General features: G+C 71.6%; 14 protein-coding genes. 2 read left to right on the forward strand and 12 right to left on the reverse strand.

The window, feature by feature from the left end; all coding sequences use genetic code 11:
* The first annotated feature begins 194 nt into the window (after nucleotides 1-194).
* Entirely contained in the window at nucleotides 195-2,042 is a 1,848-nt protein-coding gene (locus ACQP1V_RS30070) for a serine/threonine-protein kinase (protein WP_433413389.1), read from the forward strand.
* A gap of 104 nt (nucleotides 2,043-2,146) precedes the next feature.
* Here the strand turns inward: ACQP1V_RS30070 and ACQP1V_RS30075 are convergent, their stop codons facing one another.
* The 3 genes from ACQP1V_RS30075 to ACQP1V_RS30085 are packed head-to-tail and all read right to left on the reverse strand — an operon-like array spanning nucleotide 2,147 to nucleotide 4,027.
* Nucleotides 2,147-3,076: an RluA family pseudouridine synthase gene (locus ACQP1V_RS30075; protein WP_067128500.1), complete on the reverse strand. Its 930-nt coding sequence runs from the start codon at nucleotides 3,074-3,076 to the stop codon at nucleotides 2,147-2,149.
* Nucleotides 3,069-3,671, reverse strand: coding sequence for a signal peptidase II (gene lspA, locus ACQP1V_RS30080; RefSeq protein ID WP_433413390.1), 603 nt, complete (start codon nucleotides 3,669-3,671; stop codon nucleotides 3,069-3,071). The genes ACQP1V_RS30075 and lspA overlap by 8 nt, the downstream gene beginning before the upstream one ends.
* Nucleotides 3,635-4,027, reverse strand: coding sequence for a TraR/DksA family transcriptional regulator (locus ACQP1V_RS30085; protein WP_433413391.1), 393 nt, complete (start codon nucleotides 4,025-4,027; stop codon nucleotides 3,635-3,637). Before ACQP1V_RS30085 ends, lspA begins: the two co-directional genes overlap by 37 nt.
* Before the next feature lie 776 nt (nucleotides 4,028-4,803).
* On the opposite strand from ACQP1V_RS30085, the gene ileS reads away from it, so the two are divergent.
* On the forward strand, nucleotides 4,804-7,989 hold the full coding sequence (ileS, locus tag ACQP1V_RS30090) for an isoleucine--tRNA ligase (RefSeq protein WP_433413392.1): 3,186 nt from the start codon (nucleotides 4,804-4,806) through the stop codon (nucleotides 7,987-7,989).
* A gap of 136 nt (nucleotides 7,990-8,125) precedes the next feature.
* On the opposite strand, the gene ACQP1V_RS30095 is transcribed toward ileS, so the two are convergent.
* From ACQP1V_RS30095 to murG, 9 genes are all read right to left on the reverse strand, one after another.
* Nucleotides 8,126-9,226 carry a hypothetical protein gene (locus ACQP1V_RS30095; RefSeq protein WP_433413393.1) on the reverse strand — a complete coding sequence of 367 codons (1,101 nt, stop codon included), beginning with the start codon at nucleotides 9,224-9,226 and terminating at the stop codon, nucleotides 8,126-8,128.
* 48 nt (nucleotides 9,227-9,274) lie between these two features.
* Nucleotides 9,275-10,138, reverse strand: coding sequence for a DivIVA domain-containing protein (locus ACQP1V_RS30100; RefSeq protein ID WP_433413394.1), 864 nt, complete (start codon nucleotides 10,136-10,138; stop codon nucleotides 9,275-9,277).
* Nucleotides 10,139-10,187: 49 nt separating this feature from the next.
* Nucleotides 10,188-10,475, reverse strand: coding sequence for a YggT family protein (locus tag ACQP1V_RS30105; RefSeq protein WP_061252351.1), 288 nt, complete (start codon nucleotides 10,473-10,475; stop codon nucleotides 10,188-10,190).
* A gap of 83 nt (nucleotides 10,476-10,558) precedes the next feature.
* Complete coding sequence (locus ACQP1V_RS30110; RefSeq protein ID WP_433413395.1) at nucleotides 10,559-11,089, reverse strand: cell division protein SepF; 531 nt, start codon at nucleotides 11,087-11,089, stop codon at nucleotides 10,559-10,561.
* Between the two features lie 207 nt (nucleotides 11,090-11,296).
* Nucleotides 11,297-12,019, reverse strand: coding sequence for a YggS family pyridoxal phosphate-dependent enzyme (locus ACQP1V_RS30115; protein ID WP_433413396.1), 723 nt, complete (start codon nucleotides 12,017-12,019; stop codon nucleotides 11,297-11,299).
* Between the two features lie 22 nt (nucleotides 12,020-12,041).
* Nucleotides 12,042-13,469: a cell division protein FtsZ gene (gene ftsZ / locus ACQP1V_RS30120; RefSeq protein WP_433413397.1), complete on the reverse strand. Its 1,428-nt coding sequence runs from the start codon at nucleotides 13,467-13,469 to the stop codon at nucleotides 12,042-12,044.
* A gap of 245 nt (nucleotides 13,470-13,714) precedes the next feature.
* Nucleotides 13,715-14,383, reverse strand: coding sequence for a cell division protein FtsQ/DivIB (locus tag ACQP1V_RS30125; RefSeq protein ID WP_387408825.1), 669 nt, complete (start codon nucleotides 14,381-14,383; stop codon nucleotides 13,715-13,717).
* A gap of 140 nt (nucleotides 14,384-14,523) precedes the next feature.
* Nucleotides 14,524-15,921: a UDP-N-acetylmuramate--L-alanine ligase gene (gene murC / locus ACQP1V_RS30130; protein ID WP_433413399.1), complete on the reverse strand. Its 1,398-nt coding sequence runs from the start codon at nucleotides 15,919-15,921 to the stop codon at nucleotides 14,524-14,526.
* Nucleotides 15,922-15,955: 34 nt separating this feature from the next.
* Nucleotides 15,956-17,035: an undecaprenyldiphospho-muramoylpentapeptide beta-N-acetylglucosaminyltransferase gene (murG, locus tag ACQP1V_RS30135; protein WP_387408823.1), complete on the reverse strand. Its 1,080-nt coding sequence runs from the start codon at nucleotides 17,033-17,035 to the stop codon at nucleotides 15,956-15,958.
* Between the last annotated feature and the right edge of the window lie 30 nt (nucleotides 17,036-17,065).

The raw sequence follows: 17,065 nt of genomic DNA on the forward strand, positions 1-17,065 counted from the left end.
GATAACAAAGTTGCGATTCGGGACGCCCGAATGGGTGTAAGGGCCGCCTCCCGCCACCGCGCCCCAGCCCTCGTCCGTGACGCCATCCGTCCTGATCATGATCCAGGCGGCGGCCACATCGACAGGCGTTCTCTTCGACTGCTGACACGCTCCCGAGCTATGGGACGATTCAGAGGTTTCGAGGAGGGAGCCTGGTGGAGGCGGGGCGTCGTGTGGCGGGCAGGTACCAACTGCTCGAACCCATCGGCCGAGGAGGCATGGGCGTCGTCTGGCACGCTCACGACGAGCTGCTCGCTCGCGCAGTCGCCGTCAAGGAGGTCCTCTACCAGCCGATGAGCGAGGAGGACCGGGCCGCCTTCAACCGCCGGACCGTCCGCGAGGCCCGCGCTGCCGGCCGCATCTCCCACCCCAACGTGATCGTCGTCCACGACGTGATCGAGGAGGACGGCCGTCCCTGGATCATCATGCAGCTGGTCCGCTCCCGCTCCCTCGGCCAGGTGATCCGCGAGCAGGGCCCGCTCGTCCCCGAGCGCGTCGCCCACATCGCCCTCCAGGTGCTCGACGCGCTGTGCACCGCGCACGCCGCCGGAGTGCTGCACCGCGACGTCAAGCCGGAAAACGTGCTGATCACGGATGACGGCCGGGTGGTCCTCACCGACTTCGGCATCGCGACCATGCCGGAGGAGGCCGGGCTCACCATGACCGGCGTCGTCACCGGCACCCCCGCGTACCTTCCTCCGGAGCGGCTCAACGGCGATCCCGCCACCCCCGAGTCCGACCTGTGGTCGCTCGGCGCGACGATCTACGCCGCGGTCGAGGGCCGGGCGCCGTTCGACCGGACCTCGTCGATCGCCACCATGGCGGCCGTCCTGCACAACGAGCCCGACCCGGCCCTGCGGGCCGGGCCGCTCGCCCCCGTCATCGAGGGCCTCCTCAACAAGGACCCGGCGCGGCGCATCGACGCCGTCGAGACCGCCGGGCTGCTGCGGGCGGCGGCGTCCGGCACACCGTTACCGGGCGGCGACCGCCACCCGCACCGGGCCGAGCCGTACCCTCCGGCCGGAGGGTCCTCCGCGTCCGGGCCGGCCGCCGTGACCGGGGCGCACGCCCCCTCCCCGGCGGGCGGGGTCCGCCCGTACGCTCCGGGCAACACGCCCGCGCCCTTCGGCGCCGCGACCGGCGTACCGGCCGCCCCGCCGGGCGGCGGGCCCCCGGTGACGGGCGACCATGTCTCCGGCCCCGGCCCCGCGCACGACCCGAACGGCCCCGGCGGCGCGCACACCGCGGCCGCCGTCCAGGAAGGCGCTCCCTGGGCGGGGACGCTTCCGCCGTGGGGCGGGGCGACGACCGGCCATCCGCCGGCCCAGCCCGCCCCGGCACCGGCGTCTCCCCCCGCCCCACGGCGCTCGACCAGGCGGGTGGCCCTGCTCGCCCTCCTGCCCGTGCTGCTGGCCGGCGTCGGCGTCGGCGGGTGGTACGGCTACCGCGCCCTCACGGGCTCCCCCGTCGTGCCGTCACCGTCCCCGACCACACCGACCGAAACGCCGACCGAAACGCCCACCCCGACGTCGTCACCGGCGGCCAGGCTGCCGCGCGGCTGGGCGACGCGCCAAGACCCGCTGGGCTTCTCGATCGCGGTCCCCCAGAGCTGGACCGAGGATCGCACGGCGGCCTCGGTGACCTTCCGTCCCTCCGGGTCCAAGGGCAGCTACCTCAAGGTCGACTTCACGAAGTGGATCGACACCGACGAGGATCCGATGCTCCACCTGCAGCAGCTGGCGGACAATCCGAAGACCACGGCCTCCTTCCCCGACTACGAGCGGCTCGGCCTGCGTTCCGTGGTCTTCCAGCGGCTCCCCGCCGCCGACTGGGAGTTCACCTGGCAGTCGCAGCAGGGGGCGCTGCACGTGCTCGACCGTTCCTTCGTCACCGCCGACGGGCGCGACGTGGCGATCTACTGGCAGACCTCCGACAGCCGCTGGGAGCAGGAGGGCCAGTCCTACTTCGCCTGGTTCACCAAGACGTTCCGCCCGACGGGCTGACCTTCCCCCTGGCGTGCGCCCGCCCAGGAGCATGAGAAAGGCCTGGCCCCCGAGACGATCGGGGCGCCAGGCCGAGAGGAACCGGGCCGGACGGCGCGGACGGGTCAGCTCTCGAAGCCGACGATGTCCAGGCCGCGGGCCAGGTCCTCGGGGTACGGGCTGGTGAACGAGACCCACTCCCCCGTGGACGGGTGCTCGAAGGCCAGCGAGACCGCGTGCAGCCACTGCCGGGTCACGCCGAGCCGCGCGGCCAGCTTGGGGTCGGCGCCGTACATGAGATCGCCCACACAGGGGTGCCGCAGCGCCGACATGTGGACCCTGATCTGGTGCGTACGGCCGGTCTCCAGCTTGATGTCGAGCAGCGACGCCGCGCGGAACGCCTCGACGGTGTCGTAGTGGGTGACCGACTCCTTGCCGCCCGCGACGACGGCGAACCGGCCGTCACCGGAGGGGTGGCGGTCGATGGGCGCGTCCACGGTGCCGCGCAGCGGGTCCATGTGGCCCTGCACGAGGGCGTGGTAGCGCTTCTCGACGGTGCGCTCCTTGAACGCCCGCTTGAGGTGGGAGTAGGCGAACTCGCTCTTGGCGACCACCATCGCGCCCGTGGTGTTCGCGTCGAGGCGGTGGACGATGCCCTGCCGCTCCGCGGCGCCGCTGGTCGCGACGGTGTGGCCGGCTCCCAGCAGCCCGCCGATCACCGTGGGACCGGTCCAGCCGACCGTCGGGTGCGCGGCCACCCCGATGGGCTTGTCCACGACCACGATGTCGTCGTCCTCGTACAGGATGCCCATGCCGGGCACCGGCTCCGCGACGGGCATCGGCGCGGACGGCGGCGGGGGGATCGTCACGTCGAGCCACGCCCCGGCGTGTACGCGGTCCGACTTGGCGGCGATCGAACCGTCCACGAGCACGTCGCCGGTGGCGATCAGCTCGGCGGCGCGGGTGCGCGAGAAACCGAACAACCGGGCCAGGGCGGCGTCGAGGCGCTCGCCCTCAAGACCCTCCGGAACCGGAAGGCTGCGCTGCTCACCCATTGGACTTCTCCTCACCGGTCTGCTCGTCGCCCGTCTGCCGCGTGCCGTCCACCTGGTAGCCGCGCCAGGCGAGGAGGACGGCGAGGATGCCGCCGCACACGATCGCCGAGTCAGCGAGGTTGAACACGGGGAAGCGGGTGGCGGGGAAGACCTGGAGGAAGTCGACCACGTGTCCCTGCAACGGGGCGGGCGCCCGGAAGATCCGGTCGGTCAGGTTGCCGAGCGCGCCGCCGAGCAGCAGGCCCAGCGTGATCGCCCAAGGCAGGCTGCGGAGTTGCCGGGCCGTACGGAGGATGGCGCCGACCACCCCGAGCGCGATCACGGTGAAGACGATCGTCATCCCGGTGCCGATGCTGAACGCGGCACCCGAGTTGCGGATGACGTTCAGCAGCAGCACGTCGGGGATGACCTCCACCGGCTCCTCGCCCTCGAGGAAGGTCACGACCAGGGTCTTGGTCACCAGGTCGAGGGCGTACACGAGGACCGCGACCACGCCGAGGAGAGCGATCCTCCGCGCGCGGACGGCGCCGCCGGCGGTCCCCGCGTCGGTCTGGTCGCTCAGCGGCGCTCCTCCCGCTGCTTGCACGCTACGCACAGCGTCGCCCTCGGGAACGCTCGAAGGCGTTCCTTGCCGATCGGCTTGTGGCACGATTCGCACACTCCGTAAGTCCCTGCGGCGATGCGGGCGATCGCCCGCTCGTTCTGCGCGAGCAGGTCGCGCGCATTCAGGGTAAGGGCGATCTCGCGCTCCCGCTCATACGTCTTCGCGCCCGCGTCCGCCGGATCGTCCCCGGCGCCCTCGCTGGCGTCCCCCGACGCGAGCTGCTCCTCGGCGCGGGAGATGTCCGCGACGAGTTCCTCGGTCTCGTGCCTGAGCCGCTCCCGGACCTCGGCGAGCTCTTCTTCGGACCAGGTCGCTTCACTGGTGGCGGGTCTCGCACGCGTCGTCATGAGGGCCTCCCGTTGTAAGGCGCAGTGATCAAACACATGAGCAGTCCGGGCAGCTTAGGTCGCGCAAAACCGCTCGGCAATCGACGCGCCGGGCGTTTTACCTGCCCCATAAGCGAACGTTGCACCCGTTCCTCCGGTGAACGACGTACCCGTCCGGCGAGCGGGCTCCTCCCGCGCGCGGTCCGCGCGCCCGGCCCGCAGGCGAGCGCCGCGTTCCGCGAACCCGTCATCGTTCCCCTCGATCTCCTCAGCCCTGCCCCGGCCTTTCCCCGCGTGCGTTTCACTTGCGTCCCATGCGTACGCGAGGCCGGCCGGATGCCCCGCGGCGACGGCCCCGGGAAGCGAAGGCGACGGCCGCGAGGGCCGTCTCCGTCGTCCTTTTCACCCCGTCGTCCTGAGGGCACACCCTGACAACATCGCGGTGTCTCGGTATGTTCCGCCCGAGCGGCACGGCCGTACGAAGATCCCCGGGGAAATTGGGGAAGCTGTCATCGGGTCTCTGCGTTATCGTTTTAGTTCGCAAGGCGTTGATGGGGACGAGTACCTCCGTACCCACTCGCAGGAGCGACCCGGGGACGGTGCGAGCCCGGGGCGAGTCACGGAGCGAAGATCACCCCGGAGCCGCCGGAAGAAAGGCGCGAAGCCGAGTAGACCTGGCAGCGACACGAATGAGAGGGCCCGCCCGAGGGGTGGGCCAAGAAGGGTGGTACCGCGGAGCCGGGTCCGGCTTCGTCCCTTCACGCCATGTCAGCCACTGCGTGGAGGCCCGCCCGACGATGTCTTCCCACTATTTCCGCTCTCTTCCCGCGCAGGTCGACCTGCCGGCCCTCGAACGCGAGGTCCTTGAACGCTGGCGGGACGGGAAGGTCTTCGAACGCTCCCTGGAGCAGAACGCCGGCGGCCCGTCCTGGGTCTTCTTCGAGGGCCCGCCGACGGCGAACGGCATGCCCGGCGTCCACCACATCGAGGCGCGCGTCTTCAAGGACGTCTTCCCTCGCTACAAGTCGATGCGCGGCTACCACGTCCCGCGCAAGGCCGGCTGGGACTGCCACGGCCTGCCCGTCGAGGTCGCCGTCGAGAAGGAGCTCGGCCTCTCCGGCAAGCCCCAGATCGAGGCGTACGGCATCGCCGAGTTCAACGCGAAGTGCCGCGAGTCCGTACTGCGGCACGTGGACGCGTTCGAGGAGATGACCGAGCGGATGGGCTACTGGGTCGACATGTCCCAGGCCTACCGCACCATGGACCCCCAGTACGTCCAGGCCGTCTGGTGGTCGCTCAAGACCATCTGGGACAAGGGCCTGCTGTTCCGCGACTTCCGGATCACGCCGTACTGCCCGCGCTGCGGCACCGGGCTGTCGGACCACGAGCTCGGCCAGCCGGGCGGGTACGAGACCGTCTCCAGCCCCTCGGTGTACGTCCGGATGCCCGCCACCTCCGGCCCGCTGGCCGAGATGGGCGCGTCGCTGCTGATCTGGACCACGACGCCGTGGACGCTCGTGTCCAACACGGCCGTGGCCGTGCACCCCGACGTGACCTACGTCGCGGCGCGCACCGGTGGTGAGATCCTCGTGGTCGCCGAGCCGCTGCTCACGCGGGTCCTCGGCGAGGACGCCGAGGTGGTCGCGACCTTCAGCGGCAGGGACCTGGAGCGCACCGCCTACCGCCGCCCGTTCGACCTGGTCGCCTTCCCCGAGGACGGCGCCGACGGGCAGGGCCCCGTCGCCCACTACGTCGTGCTCGGCGACTACGTCACCGTCGAGGACGGCACCGGCCTGGTCCACCAGGCGCCCGCCTTCGGCGCCGACGACATGGCGGTCTGCAAGCGGTACGGCATGCCGGTCGTCAACCCGATCGGCCCGGACGGGCGTTTCCTCCCGGACGTACCGCTGGTCCGCGGGATGTTCTTCAAGGACGCCGACGAGCCGCTGACTGACAGCCTGCGTGAGCGCGGCCTGCTGTTCCGGGGCGGCCACTTCGAGCACAGCTACCCGCACTGCTGGCGCTGCCACACACCGCTGCTGTACTACGCGCTCCCCTCCTGGTACATCAGGACCACCTCGATCAAGGACGAGCTGCTCGCCGAGAACGAGCGGACCAACTGGTTCCCCGGCACGATCAAGAACGGCCGGTATGGCGAGTGGCTGCGCAACAACGTGGACTGGGCGCTGTCGCGGTCCCGTTACTGGGGCACCCCGCTGCCGCTTTGGGTCTGCTCGGAGGACGACTCGCACGTCACCTGCGTCGGTTCCCTGGAGGAGCTCGGCGAGCTGGCCGGGCAGGACCTGTCCGCGCTCGACCCGCACCGCCCCTACGTGGACGACGTCGCCTTCCCCTGTGGGCAGTGCGGCGCCGAGGCGAAGCGGGTCCCCGACGTCATCGACGTCTGGTACGACTCGGGCGCCATGCCGTTCGCCCAGTGGGGCGCGCCGCACGTCGACAAGGAGATCTTCGAGCGCTCCTACCCGGGGCAGTTCATCTGCGAGGCCATCGACCAGACCCGTGGCTGGTTCTACTCGATGATGGCCGTGGGCACGCTCGTCTTCGGCCGCTCCTCCTACGAGAACGTGCTCTGCCTCGGCCTGATCCTCGCCGAGGACGGCCGCAAGATGAGCAAGCACCTCGGCAACGTGTTGCAGCCCATGCCGCTCATGGAGCGGCACGGCGCCGACTCCCTGCGCTGGTACATGGCGACCTCCGGCTCGCCGTGGGCGCCCCGCCGGATCGGCCACGCCTCGCTCGAGGAGATCATCCGGAAGGTCCTGCTCACCTACTGGAACACGACGTCGTTCTTCGCCCTGTACGCCAACGCCGAGTCGTGGTCGCCGTCCATGATGGGCGAGGCCCCGCCGCACGCGGAGCGTCCGCTGATCGACCGGTGGGCGCTGGCCGAGCTGCACCGGACCGTCGCCGAGGTGACGGCGTCCCTCGACGAGTTCGACACCGCCCGGGCCGGCCGCCGGCTGACGGAGTTCCTGGACGATCTGTCCAACTGGTACGTCCGGCGCTCCCGCCGCCGGTTCTGGTCCGGTGAGGCCGCCGCGTTCGCCACGCTGTACGAGTGCCTGGAGACCGTGACGCGGCTGATGGCCCCGATGGTCCCGTTCCTCACCGACTACGTGTGGGACGTGCTGCGCGGGGTGGACGCGCCGCAGTCAGTCCACCTGGCCACGTGGCCGGAGGTGGACGAGGCGGCGGTCAGCCCGGCCCTCTCGGAGCAGATGGCGCTGGTCCGCCGCCTGGTGGAGCTCGGCCGTTCGGCCCGCGCCTCCTCCTCGGTCAAGACCCGCCAGCCGCTGGGCCGCGCGCTCATCGGCGCGCCGGGCTGGGCCGCCCTGCCCGGTGAGCTGCGGGAGCTGATCGCCGACGAGCTGAACGTGCAGACGCTTCAGGACATGTCCGGATTCTCGGCCGATCTGGTGACGTTCACCGTCAAGCCGAACTTCCGCTCGCTCGGCAAGCGGTTCGGCTCGCAGACCAAGCTGGTCGCGGCCGCGGTCGGAGCCGCCGACCCCGCCGCGCTCGCCCAGGCCCTCAGGTCCGGCACGGCCGCCACGGTCGAGGCCGGCGAGCTGGGCACGGTCGAGCTCGGGCCGGACGACGTGATCGTCACCGAGCAGCCGCGCTCGGGCTGGGCCGTGGAGACCGGGGCGGTGGACACCGGCACCGGCGAGACCGTCGCGCTCGACCTGGAGATCACCGACGAGCTGCGCCGGGCGGGCCTGGTCCGCGAGGTCATCCGCCTCGTCCAGGACGCCCGGAAGTCCACCGGGCTGGCGATCACCGACCGGATCGAGCTGTGGTGGTCCGCGCGCGGCGACGACCTGGCCGAGGCCCTCCGTGAGGGAGGCCGGGCCATCGCCGACGAGGTCCTCGCCACCGCGTTCACCGAGGGTTCCCAGGACGGCCTGCCCCGGCACGAGGACGCCGACCTCGGGCTGGTCTTCCAGCTCCGCCGCGCCTGACGGCGCCCCTGTGGGTCCCCGCTCCGGCGGGGACCCACAGCCCGGGCATCTCACCCGCCCATCCTGACAACGGGAAAAACCCGGCGGCGGGGACCCCTGTTCGGGTCCCCGCCGCCGGGTTTTAGATCAGGAACGCCTACGCGGCACAGATGGAGCAGGGGGTGAGCCCCGCGTCCTCCGCCTCCCTCGTGGCCATCGTCTCCAGTCCCCCCTCGGGGGCGGCCTTGATCAACGGGCAGCTCGCGCGGTGATACCTACGGGTGCCCGTCATGACCATCACGACGTCCGACGAAGCCGCGCCGGCCGCCTCGCCCGGCCGTACGGCCGGGTCGAAGAAGGAGCGTGGCATCGTCGCCGTGGTGGAGCCGGCCGGCTCGGCGGACCCGGCGCGCCCGGGATCCGTCGTCTCGGCCGGGTTCACCGGCTCGTCGTCTTCGGTCGTGCTCTCGGCCGCCGGGACGATGTCCTCGGCGTCGTCCGTGGCCGCGGGGTCGCCCGCCGTGCCTCCGCCGGACGTGCTCCGTCCGGCGGCGTCGCCGGGCCGCGTGAGGCCGGGCAACGTGTCGTCCGCCACGGCCGTTTCGGGCGCGTCGCCTCCGCCCGCGTTCTCCTCGGTGTCGGTGGCGACCCGTGCCGCCGCCTCCGGGACGCAGGCGGTGCAGGGCGTGAAGCCCTCCTCGCGTGCCTCCTCGTGCGTGAGCTCCTCGGCCTCGCGGCCCTGGAGCTGACGGCAGTCCGCCAGGTGGAACCGCTTCCTCCCCGGGATGACCAGCACGATGACGTCCGGGCCGAGCTCTCGTCCCGCCGTCGCGGGCCGCGCGGGCGGCCGCTGCTGCGGGAAGGCGTGCGGCACCGGCGCCCCCGAGGGGGGAACGACCGGGACACCCATCATGGGGTGCGCCACCGGATGAGCCGGGGCCCCGCCGAAAGCGGGGTGCCCGACGGGCCCGGGGAGGCCGACCTGCCCCGGCATACCCGGATGCCCGGGGACGCCGGCGTGCGCCATCTGGGGTACGGCCGCGGCTGTGCCCTGAGGGGCCGGAACCGGTTCCTCGGCGGCACGCCCGCCGGCCGGGAACAGTTCATGGCGCCTCAGCAGCGCCCCGATCAGCAAACAGACCGCGGACAGCACGCTGACCACGATCGACCACATCACGAGGAACGGCTTCGCCAAGACCACGCCTGCGATGAGCAGGCCGATCGCGACGAGCACCAGGGCGGCACTGATAAGGATCACGGGGGGAACTCCGAGAAGCGGGACGCGCGGATGACGCGGCCCTTCGCCTTACCGGCGGTCGTTGTGGGGGCCGTCGGGGGTCTGGAAAGCGCCCGAGTGAGGCGAGGGCTCCTGGCCGAAGGGGTTCGGGGAGACCGGCATCGGCTGGGCGCCCGGGGTCACGGCGTGCGCCATGGCCGGGGGGGCACCCACGATCGGGAAGCCGCCGCTGTTCTCGGCCGACACGGTCAGGTCCGCGAGCTGCTGCTCCAGGTAGAGCTTGAGGCGGCTGCGGTACTCCCGCTCGAAGCTGCGCAGCTCCTCCACCTTGCGGTCGAGCTCGTCGCGGTTCTGCACCAGGGTGCCCATGGCCTGGCGGTGGCGCTCCTGCGCGTCACGCTCGAGCGTCTCGGCGCGGGCGCGGGCGTCACCGATGATCTGCTCGGCCTGGCGGCGGGCCTTGCCGAGGATGTCGTCGGCCTCGCGCCGGGCGCGGGTCACGGTCTCGTCCGCCTCCCGGCGGGCGTCGGCGATCGCCTGGTCGGCGGTCTGCTGGGCGAGGGCGAGCACCCGGGCCGCGGTGTCCATGTTGTCCTCGGCGGGCGGCATGCCCATGCCGACGGGGACGGGCTCGGGGCGGACGGGCTCCGGAGGCTTGATGGGCTCGGGCTGCGGCACCATCATCTCGGGCTTCGGCTCGGCGACCGGGGCGGGGGCCATCTGCATGCCTCCGGCCATGTTCATGCCGCCCGGCACCTTGCCGCGCATGCACTCGGCCAGCTTCGCGCGAAGCTCCTCGTTCTCCTGGATGAGGCGGTCGAGTTCCGCCTCGACCTCGTCCAGGAAGGCGTCGACCTCCTCCTCGTCGTACCCAGGCCTCAGCCTGGTGGTACTGAATTGCTTGTTCCGCACATCGGCGGGCGTCAGCGGCATGTGAGTCTCCTTGGCGCGCTTGGAGTCTGTCCGGAGGGACGGTTCCCGATCAACGAAGCGCGGACACGACTTGGATCAAGACCAAGACCACAATGAACAGCACTGTGAAGCTTAGGTCAAAGGCCACCGTACCCAACCTGAGGGGCGGAATGAAACGGCGGAGAAATTTGAGAGGCGGGTCGGTCAGTGTGTAAGTGACCTCCGCCACTACCAGGACGACCCCGGAAGGCCGCCAGGAGCGGGCAAAGAGCTGCACCGTATCAAAGATCATTCTGCCGATCAGCAGAACGAGGTAGAGAGAGAGTACAGCGACCAAGATCTCACTGACGATCCCCACGGTCGAGCCTCACCTCCATCCTGTTCCGCAGTCTCCGGTCCCCATGGGTACCGCTGAGCCGGTCACTGTCCATACATGGAACTCTAGCTCTGGTTGAAGAAGCCGCGTTCCGCGATTCGGGCCTTGTCCTCGGCGGTCACCTCGACGTTGGCAGGGGACAACAGGAACACCTTGTTCGTAACACGTTCGATGCTTCCGTGTAGGCCAAAGACGAGACCTGCCGCGAAATCGACAAGACGCTTGGCGTCGCTGTCGACCATCTCAGTAAGGTTCATGATGACCGGAGTGCCCTCCCGGTAGTGCTCCCCGATCGTGCGCGCCTCGTTGTACGTGCGGGGATGGAGGGTCGTGATCCGCGCCAGATCGGTCGTACGCCGCTCGAGCACCGCGGTCGGGGGACGGGGCGCCGGGATCGACGTGTCACCGTCCTCGTCGTGCTCCTGAGACACCGCTTGCCCGCTCTGCCCCCCGGCGGAGAATCCGCGGCGCGCCGACTCGTAGTCGTCGTCGGCGTAGTCCTCGTCGTTCGCGTACTCGGTCACGTACCTGTCGTCGTAGCGGTCGTCCTCCACGAGACCGAGGTAGACCGCCATCTTGCGCATCGCGCCGGCCATCTCTCGTCGTCCTCCGTGTCACCGGGGCGGGAGCCGTACCACGCCGGTCGGTCCTGCCTGGCAGTCCCGGCCGGTCCGGCCCGGCTTCCTCCCCCTCATGCCTTCTAGGTCCCTTTTGGAAGGCCAGGGCGGTAGCCGTACCCCCGTGGAGCTGACCGCTGATCGACCTCTACCTGGATGCGGACACCAAGGTCCACTTGGGGGACATTACCTGACGAAGGGCTTTCTGCGGCCGAGCAACGCCGTACCGACACGCACGTGTGTCGCACCATTCGCGATCGCCTCGTCAAGGTCACCACTCATCCCCGCCGATACAACGTCCGCCCCGGGGTGATCGTTCCGGAGCGCCCGGGCGATTTCCGCGAGGCGGGCGAAGGCGGGCCCCGGGTCCTGCCCGAGCGGGGCGACCGCCATGACGCCGCGCAGCCGCAGGTTCTCGGCCCGCGCGACGGCCTCGGCCAGCTCGGGGACGGCGGTGGGGGCCACCCCTCCGCGCTCCGCAACGCCTCCCGAGATGGGCGCGGCGGGGTCGAGCGACACCTGGATGAGGCAGCCGATCTCCCGGTCCGCGCGCACCGCCTCGCGGCTCAACGCGTCCACCAGCCGGACCCGGTCCACCGAGTGGACCAGGTCGGCGTAGGCGACCACCGAGCGGACCTTGTTGGTCTGCAACTGGCCGATGAAATGCCAGGTGAGGCCCAGGTCCGCGCATTCGGACGCCTTGGGGGCGGCCTCCTGGTCACGGTTCTCGCCGACGTCCTGCACACCGAGCCCGGCGAGCAGGCGTACGTCGGAGGCGGGGTAGGTCTTGGTCACCGCGATGAGCGTGATCTCGGACGGGTCCCGGCCGGCCGCACGGCAGGCGTCGCGGATGCGCGCCTCCGTCGCGGCCAGGCCCGCCGATAGCTCCTCGCGTCGTGCGTCGTTCACTTGTACTCGCGTGTGGGGAAGGTCACTTAAGGAAGTCGGGCACGTCGAGCTCCTCTTCCTGCTCCTCGAACACCACCGGCCGGCGGCTGGCCGGCTGGCTGACGCGCGAGGTGATCGGAGTCGGCGGCTCGGGCGTGGGACGCGGAATGGAGAACGGGCCGGTGCCCGACACGCTCTGCTCCGGGCGCGTGCCTTCGGACACGCTCTCCCTGGGGAAGGACACTGGGGGCTCGAGGTCCTCCGGCACGGACACCGGCGTCACCGCCGGCTTGGGCGCCTGCATGCCCTCGGGCTCCGGGGCCGGGGGCGCGACCGGGGTGACCGGCACGGACGGCGCGGAGGCCGGCCGGACCGGGGCGGGCTGCTCCGCGCGCGGCTCGGGCTTGGCCGGGGCCGACGCGGAAGCGGGCCGGGCGGCCGCCGAGGCCGCCGGACGGGCGGGCTCCGGCCGGGCGGGCTGCGAGCGGGTCGCGGCCTGGGGCGGTGCGGCGGGCTTGGCCGGGGTCGGCTCGTCGAAGCCCGCCGCGATGACCGTCACCCGCACCTCGTCGCCGAGGGCGTCGTCGATCACCGTGCCGAAGATGATGTTGGCGTCGATGGCCGCCGCGTTGGACACGAGCTGGGCCGCCTCGTTGATCTCGAACAGGCCCAGGTCGGAGCCGCCCGCGATCGACAGCAGCACGCCGTGCGCTCCGTCGATGCTGGCCTCCAGCAGCGGGCTGGACACCGCCATCTCGGCGGCGGCGACCGAGCGGTCGTCGCCGCGGGCGTGTCCGATGCCCATCAGGGCGGAGCCCGCGCCCGACATGACGGACTTCACGTCGGCGAAGTCCAGGTTGATCAGACCGGGCGTGGTGATCAGGTCGGTGATGCCCTGCACGCCGGACAGGAGCACCTGGTCGGCGGCCTTGAACGCGTCCAGCACGCTGACCTGCCGGTCGGAGATGGACAGCAGCCGGTCGTTCGGGATGACGATCAGCGTGTCCACCTCCTCGCGAAGAGTCTCTATTCCGGCCTCGGCCTGCATCGCCCGGCGCTTGCCCTCGAAGCTGAAGGGCCGGGTCACCACGCCGATGGTCAGGGCGCCGAGCGAGCGCGCGATGTTCGCCACGACCGGTGCGCCACCGGTGCCGGTGCCGCCACCCTCGCCCGCGGTGACGAAGACCATGTCCGCGCCCTTGATGACCTCCTCGATCTCCTCGCGGTGGTCTTCCGCGGCCTTGCGGCCGACCTCCGGGTTGGCTCCGGCGCCGAGGCCGCGGGTGAGTTCGCGGCCGACGTCAAGCTTCACGTCGGCGTCACTCATCAGCAGCGCCTGGGCGTCGGTGTTGATGGCGATGAACTCGACGCCCTTGAGTCCCTCCTCGATCATCCGGTTGACGGCGTTGACTCCGCCGCCGCCGATGCCGACGACCTTGATGACCGCGAGGTAGTTCTGCGGTGCTGCCACGACGAGGGGCCTTTCCGATCGTTTGCGTTGGATGCGGGGGGTACCCGCGCTGGCTCAAAACTCTCACCCTCAAGTTGAGATTTAGAGTTATGTCAACCTGAAGATTGATACGGACAGTAGGGTTGCCCATCCCCCAGGGTCAACTAACCGCGCCGCAAGCACCGTCCGGCGTGTCGCGACGTGTCCGATTCGCACGCGATTTTGATCACGACTGTCCCGCATGATCGCGTGGGTGGTGAGAAATCTCACTTCACCGTCACCACGTCGGGGGAGCTGACGTCGTAGGAACGTGCAGGCCTCCGGAGCAGGGACTCCAGGATCCGCGCCTTCTCCGCGGAGCGCTCCTCATCGCCCCATGTGGCCGTACGACCGTCCGTCAGGCGCAGCGTGACCGACGCCGGCGAGGGCGCGACGACCTCGTCCATCCGCCCCCTCAGCCCGTCGGGAAGAGCCGCGAGGACGGCCAGCGCCGACCTGGTGGCGGGGTCGTCGGCGGCGGGCCGCTGGACACGCAGCAGGGGAAGCCGGACGGCCGGGCCCGCGTCCCCCAGGACGACGCCATAGCGGTCCATCGTCACGGTCCTGCCGTCCACCCTCGCCAGAGCCAAGGGGGTTCGCTCGACGACGGAGACCTGGAGGGTCCCCGGCCAGGCCCGGTCCACCCGCGCCGACTCCACCCGGGTCAGCGCGGCGACCCGCACGCGCACCTTCTCAAGGTCGACCCGGGCCAGCGGGGTGCCCGGCGCGACCCCGGCGGCGCGCCGCACCTCGTCGGCGGGAACGCCCACGGCGCCGCTGATCTGTACGTCGCGCACCCCGAGCACCGGGGAGAAGAGGACCAGCCACGTCGCCGCGCCGACCACGCCACCCGTCAGCAGGGTCGCCAGACCCACTCGCCAGATGGTCGCCCTCACGTCTCACTCCGATCGGCGGGAGGCCGCGCCGAGACGGCGCGCTCGCGTGTCCGGCTCCCCACCTTGGCAGCCCGGAGGCCGTCGCGCCCGGCGACTCGCCGGGACTCGCCGGCCGTCGGGCCCGCGACCCCCGGAACCGCTCACCCCGCGGACAGCTCCTCGACGATCAGCGGGCCGAGTTCGGTCACGTCGCCCGCGCCCATCGTGAGGACGATGTCCCCCTGCCGGGCCCGTCCGGCCACCAGCGAGGGCACCGCGGACCGGTCCGGCGCGTACGCGACGCGATCGGCGGGCAGCGGCACCTTCCCGGCCACCAGCGCACCGGAGACGCCCGGCTCGGGGTCCTCGCGGGCGCCGTACACGTCCAGGACGATCGCCTCGTCCGCCAGGCCCAGGGCCGCGCCGAAGTCGTCGGCGAAGAAGCGGGTGCGGGAGTAGAGGTGCGGCTGGAAGACCGCGATCACCCGGCCGCCCTCCTCCACGACGTCGCGCGCCGCGCGCAGGTCGGCGGCCAGCTCCGTCGGGTGGTGGGCGTAGCTGTCGAACACGGAGACGCCGCGCGCCTCGCCCTTGGCCTCGAACCGCCGCTTGGCTCCGGTGAACGCCGCCAGGCCGTCCCTGATCTCGTCGAACGGCAGGCCGAGCTCCAGGGCCACCGCGAGGACGGCCGCTGCGTTCAGCGCGTTGTGCCGGCCGGGGACGGTGAGCCGGACGGTTCCGTGGCCCTCCACCGTGAACTCCAGGCCGAGCCCCCTCGGGGCGATCCCGGAGACGCGCAGGTCGGCGTCGGCGGCCTCGCCGTACGTGACGACCTTGAGGCCACGCTCCCTGGCGGCCGGCGCGAGGGCGGCCGCGCCGGGGTCGTCGGCGCAGAGCACGAGCACCGACTCCACCCGCTCGGCGAAGCGCGCGAAGGTGTCGTAGACGGCCTGCGGCTCGCCGTAGTTGTCCAGGTGATCGGGCTCGACGTTGGTCACCACGGCGATGCGCGGCGCGAGCATGAGGAAGGATCCGTCGCTCTCGTCGGCCTCGGCCACGAAGACCTCGCCGTTGCCCTCGTCGGCGCCGAGGCCGGTGGTGACGAGCTGTCCCCCCACGCAGTAGGACGGGTCGGCGCCGCACTTCTGCAGGGCCACGGTCAGCATGGAGGTCGTCGTCGTCTTGCCGTGGGTGCCGGCGATCGCGATGCCGGTCCGGCCGACCATCACCGCGGCCAGCGCCGCGGCCCTCGGGATGACGCGCAGGTTCTGCCGCAGCGCCTCACCCAGCTCCGGGTTGGAGTCGCGGATCGCGGTGGAGACGACGACGGTGTCCACGTTCTTGATGTGCGAGGCGGCGTGGCCCACGTGGACGACGGCGCCGAGCTCGCGCAGTTCGCCCAGCATCACGGAGGTGCGGGCGTCGCTGCCGGACACCGGCACGCCGCGCTTGAGCAGGATGCGCGCGATGCCCGACATGCCGGCGCCGCCGATGCCGATGAAATGCACCCGCCCCAGCTCCTTCGCCGGGACGGGCCGTACGAGCTTGACAAGACTCACTGGTGGTTCCCCACTCCTCGCACCGTCTTCTTTCTCATCGGTAGGCGATCTCCAGGACCTTGCGGGCCAGGATGTCGTCGGCGTCCTTGCGGCCCATCCGGAACGCGGCCTCGGACATCATCGCGACACGCTCCGGGTCCTGCAGGATCGGCAGCAGCATCCGGACGATCCACTCCGCCGACAGGTCCGCGTCGTCGACCATGATGCCGCCGCCCGCCTGGACGATGGGCTGCGCGTTGAGCCGCTGCTCGCCGTTGCCGTGCGGCAGCGGGACGTACGCCGCAGGCAGCCCGACCGCGGTCAGCTCGGCGCAGGTCATCGCGCCGCTGCGGCACAGCACGAGGTCGGCCGCGGCGTAGGCGAGGTCCATCCGGTCCACGTACGGGAGAATCACGTACTGCGGGTCGCCGGGCGGCGGCTCCATCTCGACCGTGTTCTTGGGGCCGATCACGTGGAGCACCTGGATGCCCGCCGCCCGCAGCACGGGGGACGCCTCCAGCGCCGCCTGGTTGATCGAGCGGGCTCCCTGGGAGCCGCCGAAGACCAGCAGGGTGGTGCGGTCGGACTCCAGGCCGAAGTAGGACCTGGCCTTGTCCCCGAGGGAGAAGCGGTCCACCGTCACGACCTCACGCCGCAGCGGGATGCCGACGCACTGGGCGCCCGGCAGCGCGGTCTCGGGGTGACCGGTGAACACGTGGTCGGTCATCCGGGCGCCGAGGCGGTTGGCGAGCCCCGGCCGCGGGTTGGCCTCGTGGATGACGATCGGGACACTGCGCCGGCGCGCCGCGAGGTAGCCCGGCGTGGCCACGTACCCGCCGAAGCCCACCAGGACGTCCGCCTGGACGCGGTCCAGGACGCCGGCCGCCGCGTTGATCGCCCCGGCGAGCCGCCCGGGCACGGTCAGCAGCTGCGGCGTGAGCGCGCGCGGCAGCGGGACGGCGGGGATCAGCGCGAGCTCGTACCCTCGGGCGGGCACCAGGCGGGTCTCCAGGCCCTTCTCCGTGCCGAGGCAGGTGATTCCGATCGCCGGGTCCAGTCGGCGAAGCGCGTCGGCCAGCGCGAGCGCCGGCTCGATATGGCCGGCCGTGCCTCCGCCGGCGAGGACCACCCTCATGTCACTCCCTGCCCTCGGGTCGGATCGAGC

It is taken from the genome of Microtetraspora malaysiensis (assembly GCF_050947145.1).
GTDB lineage: Bacteria > Actinomycetota > Actinomycetes > Streptosporangiales > Streptosporangiaceae > Microtetraspora_A > Microtetraspora_A malaysiensis.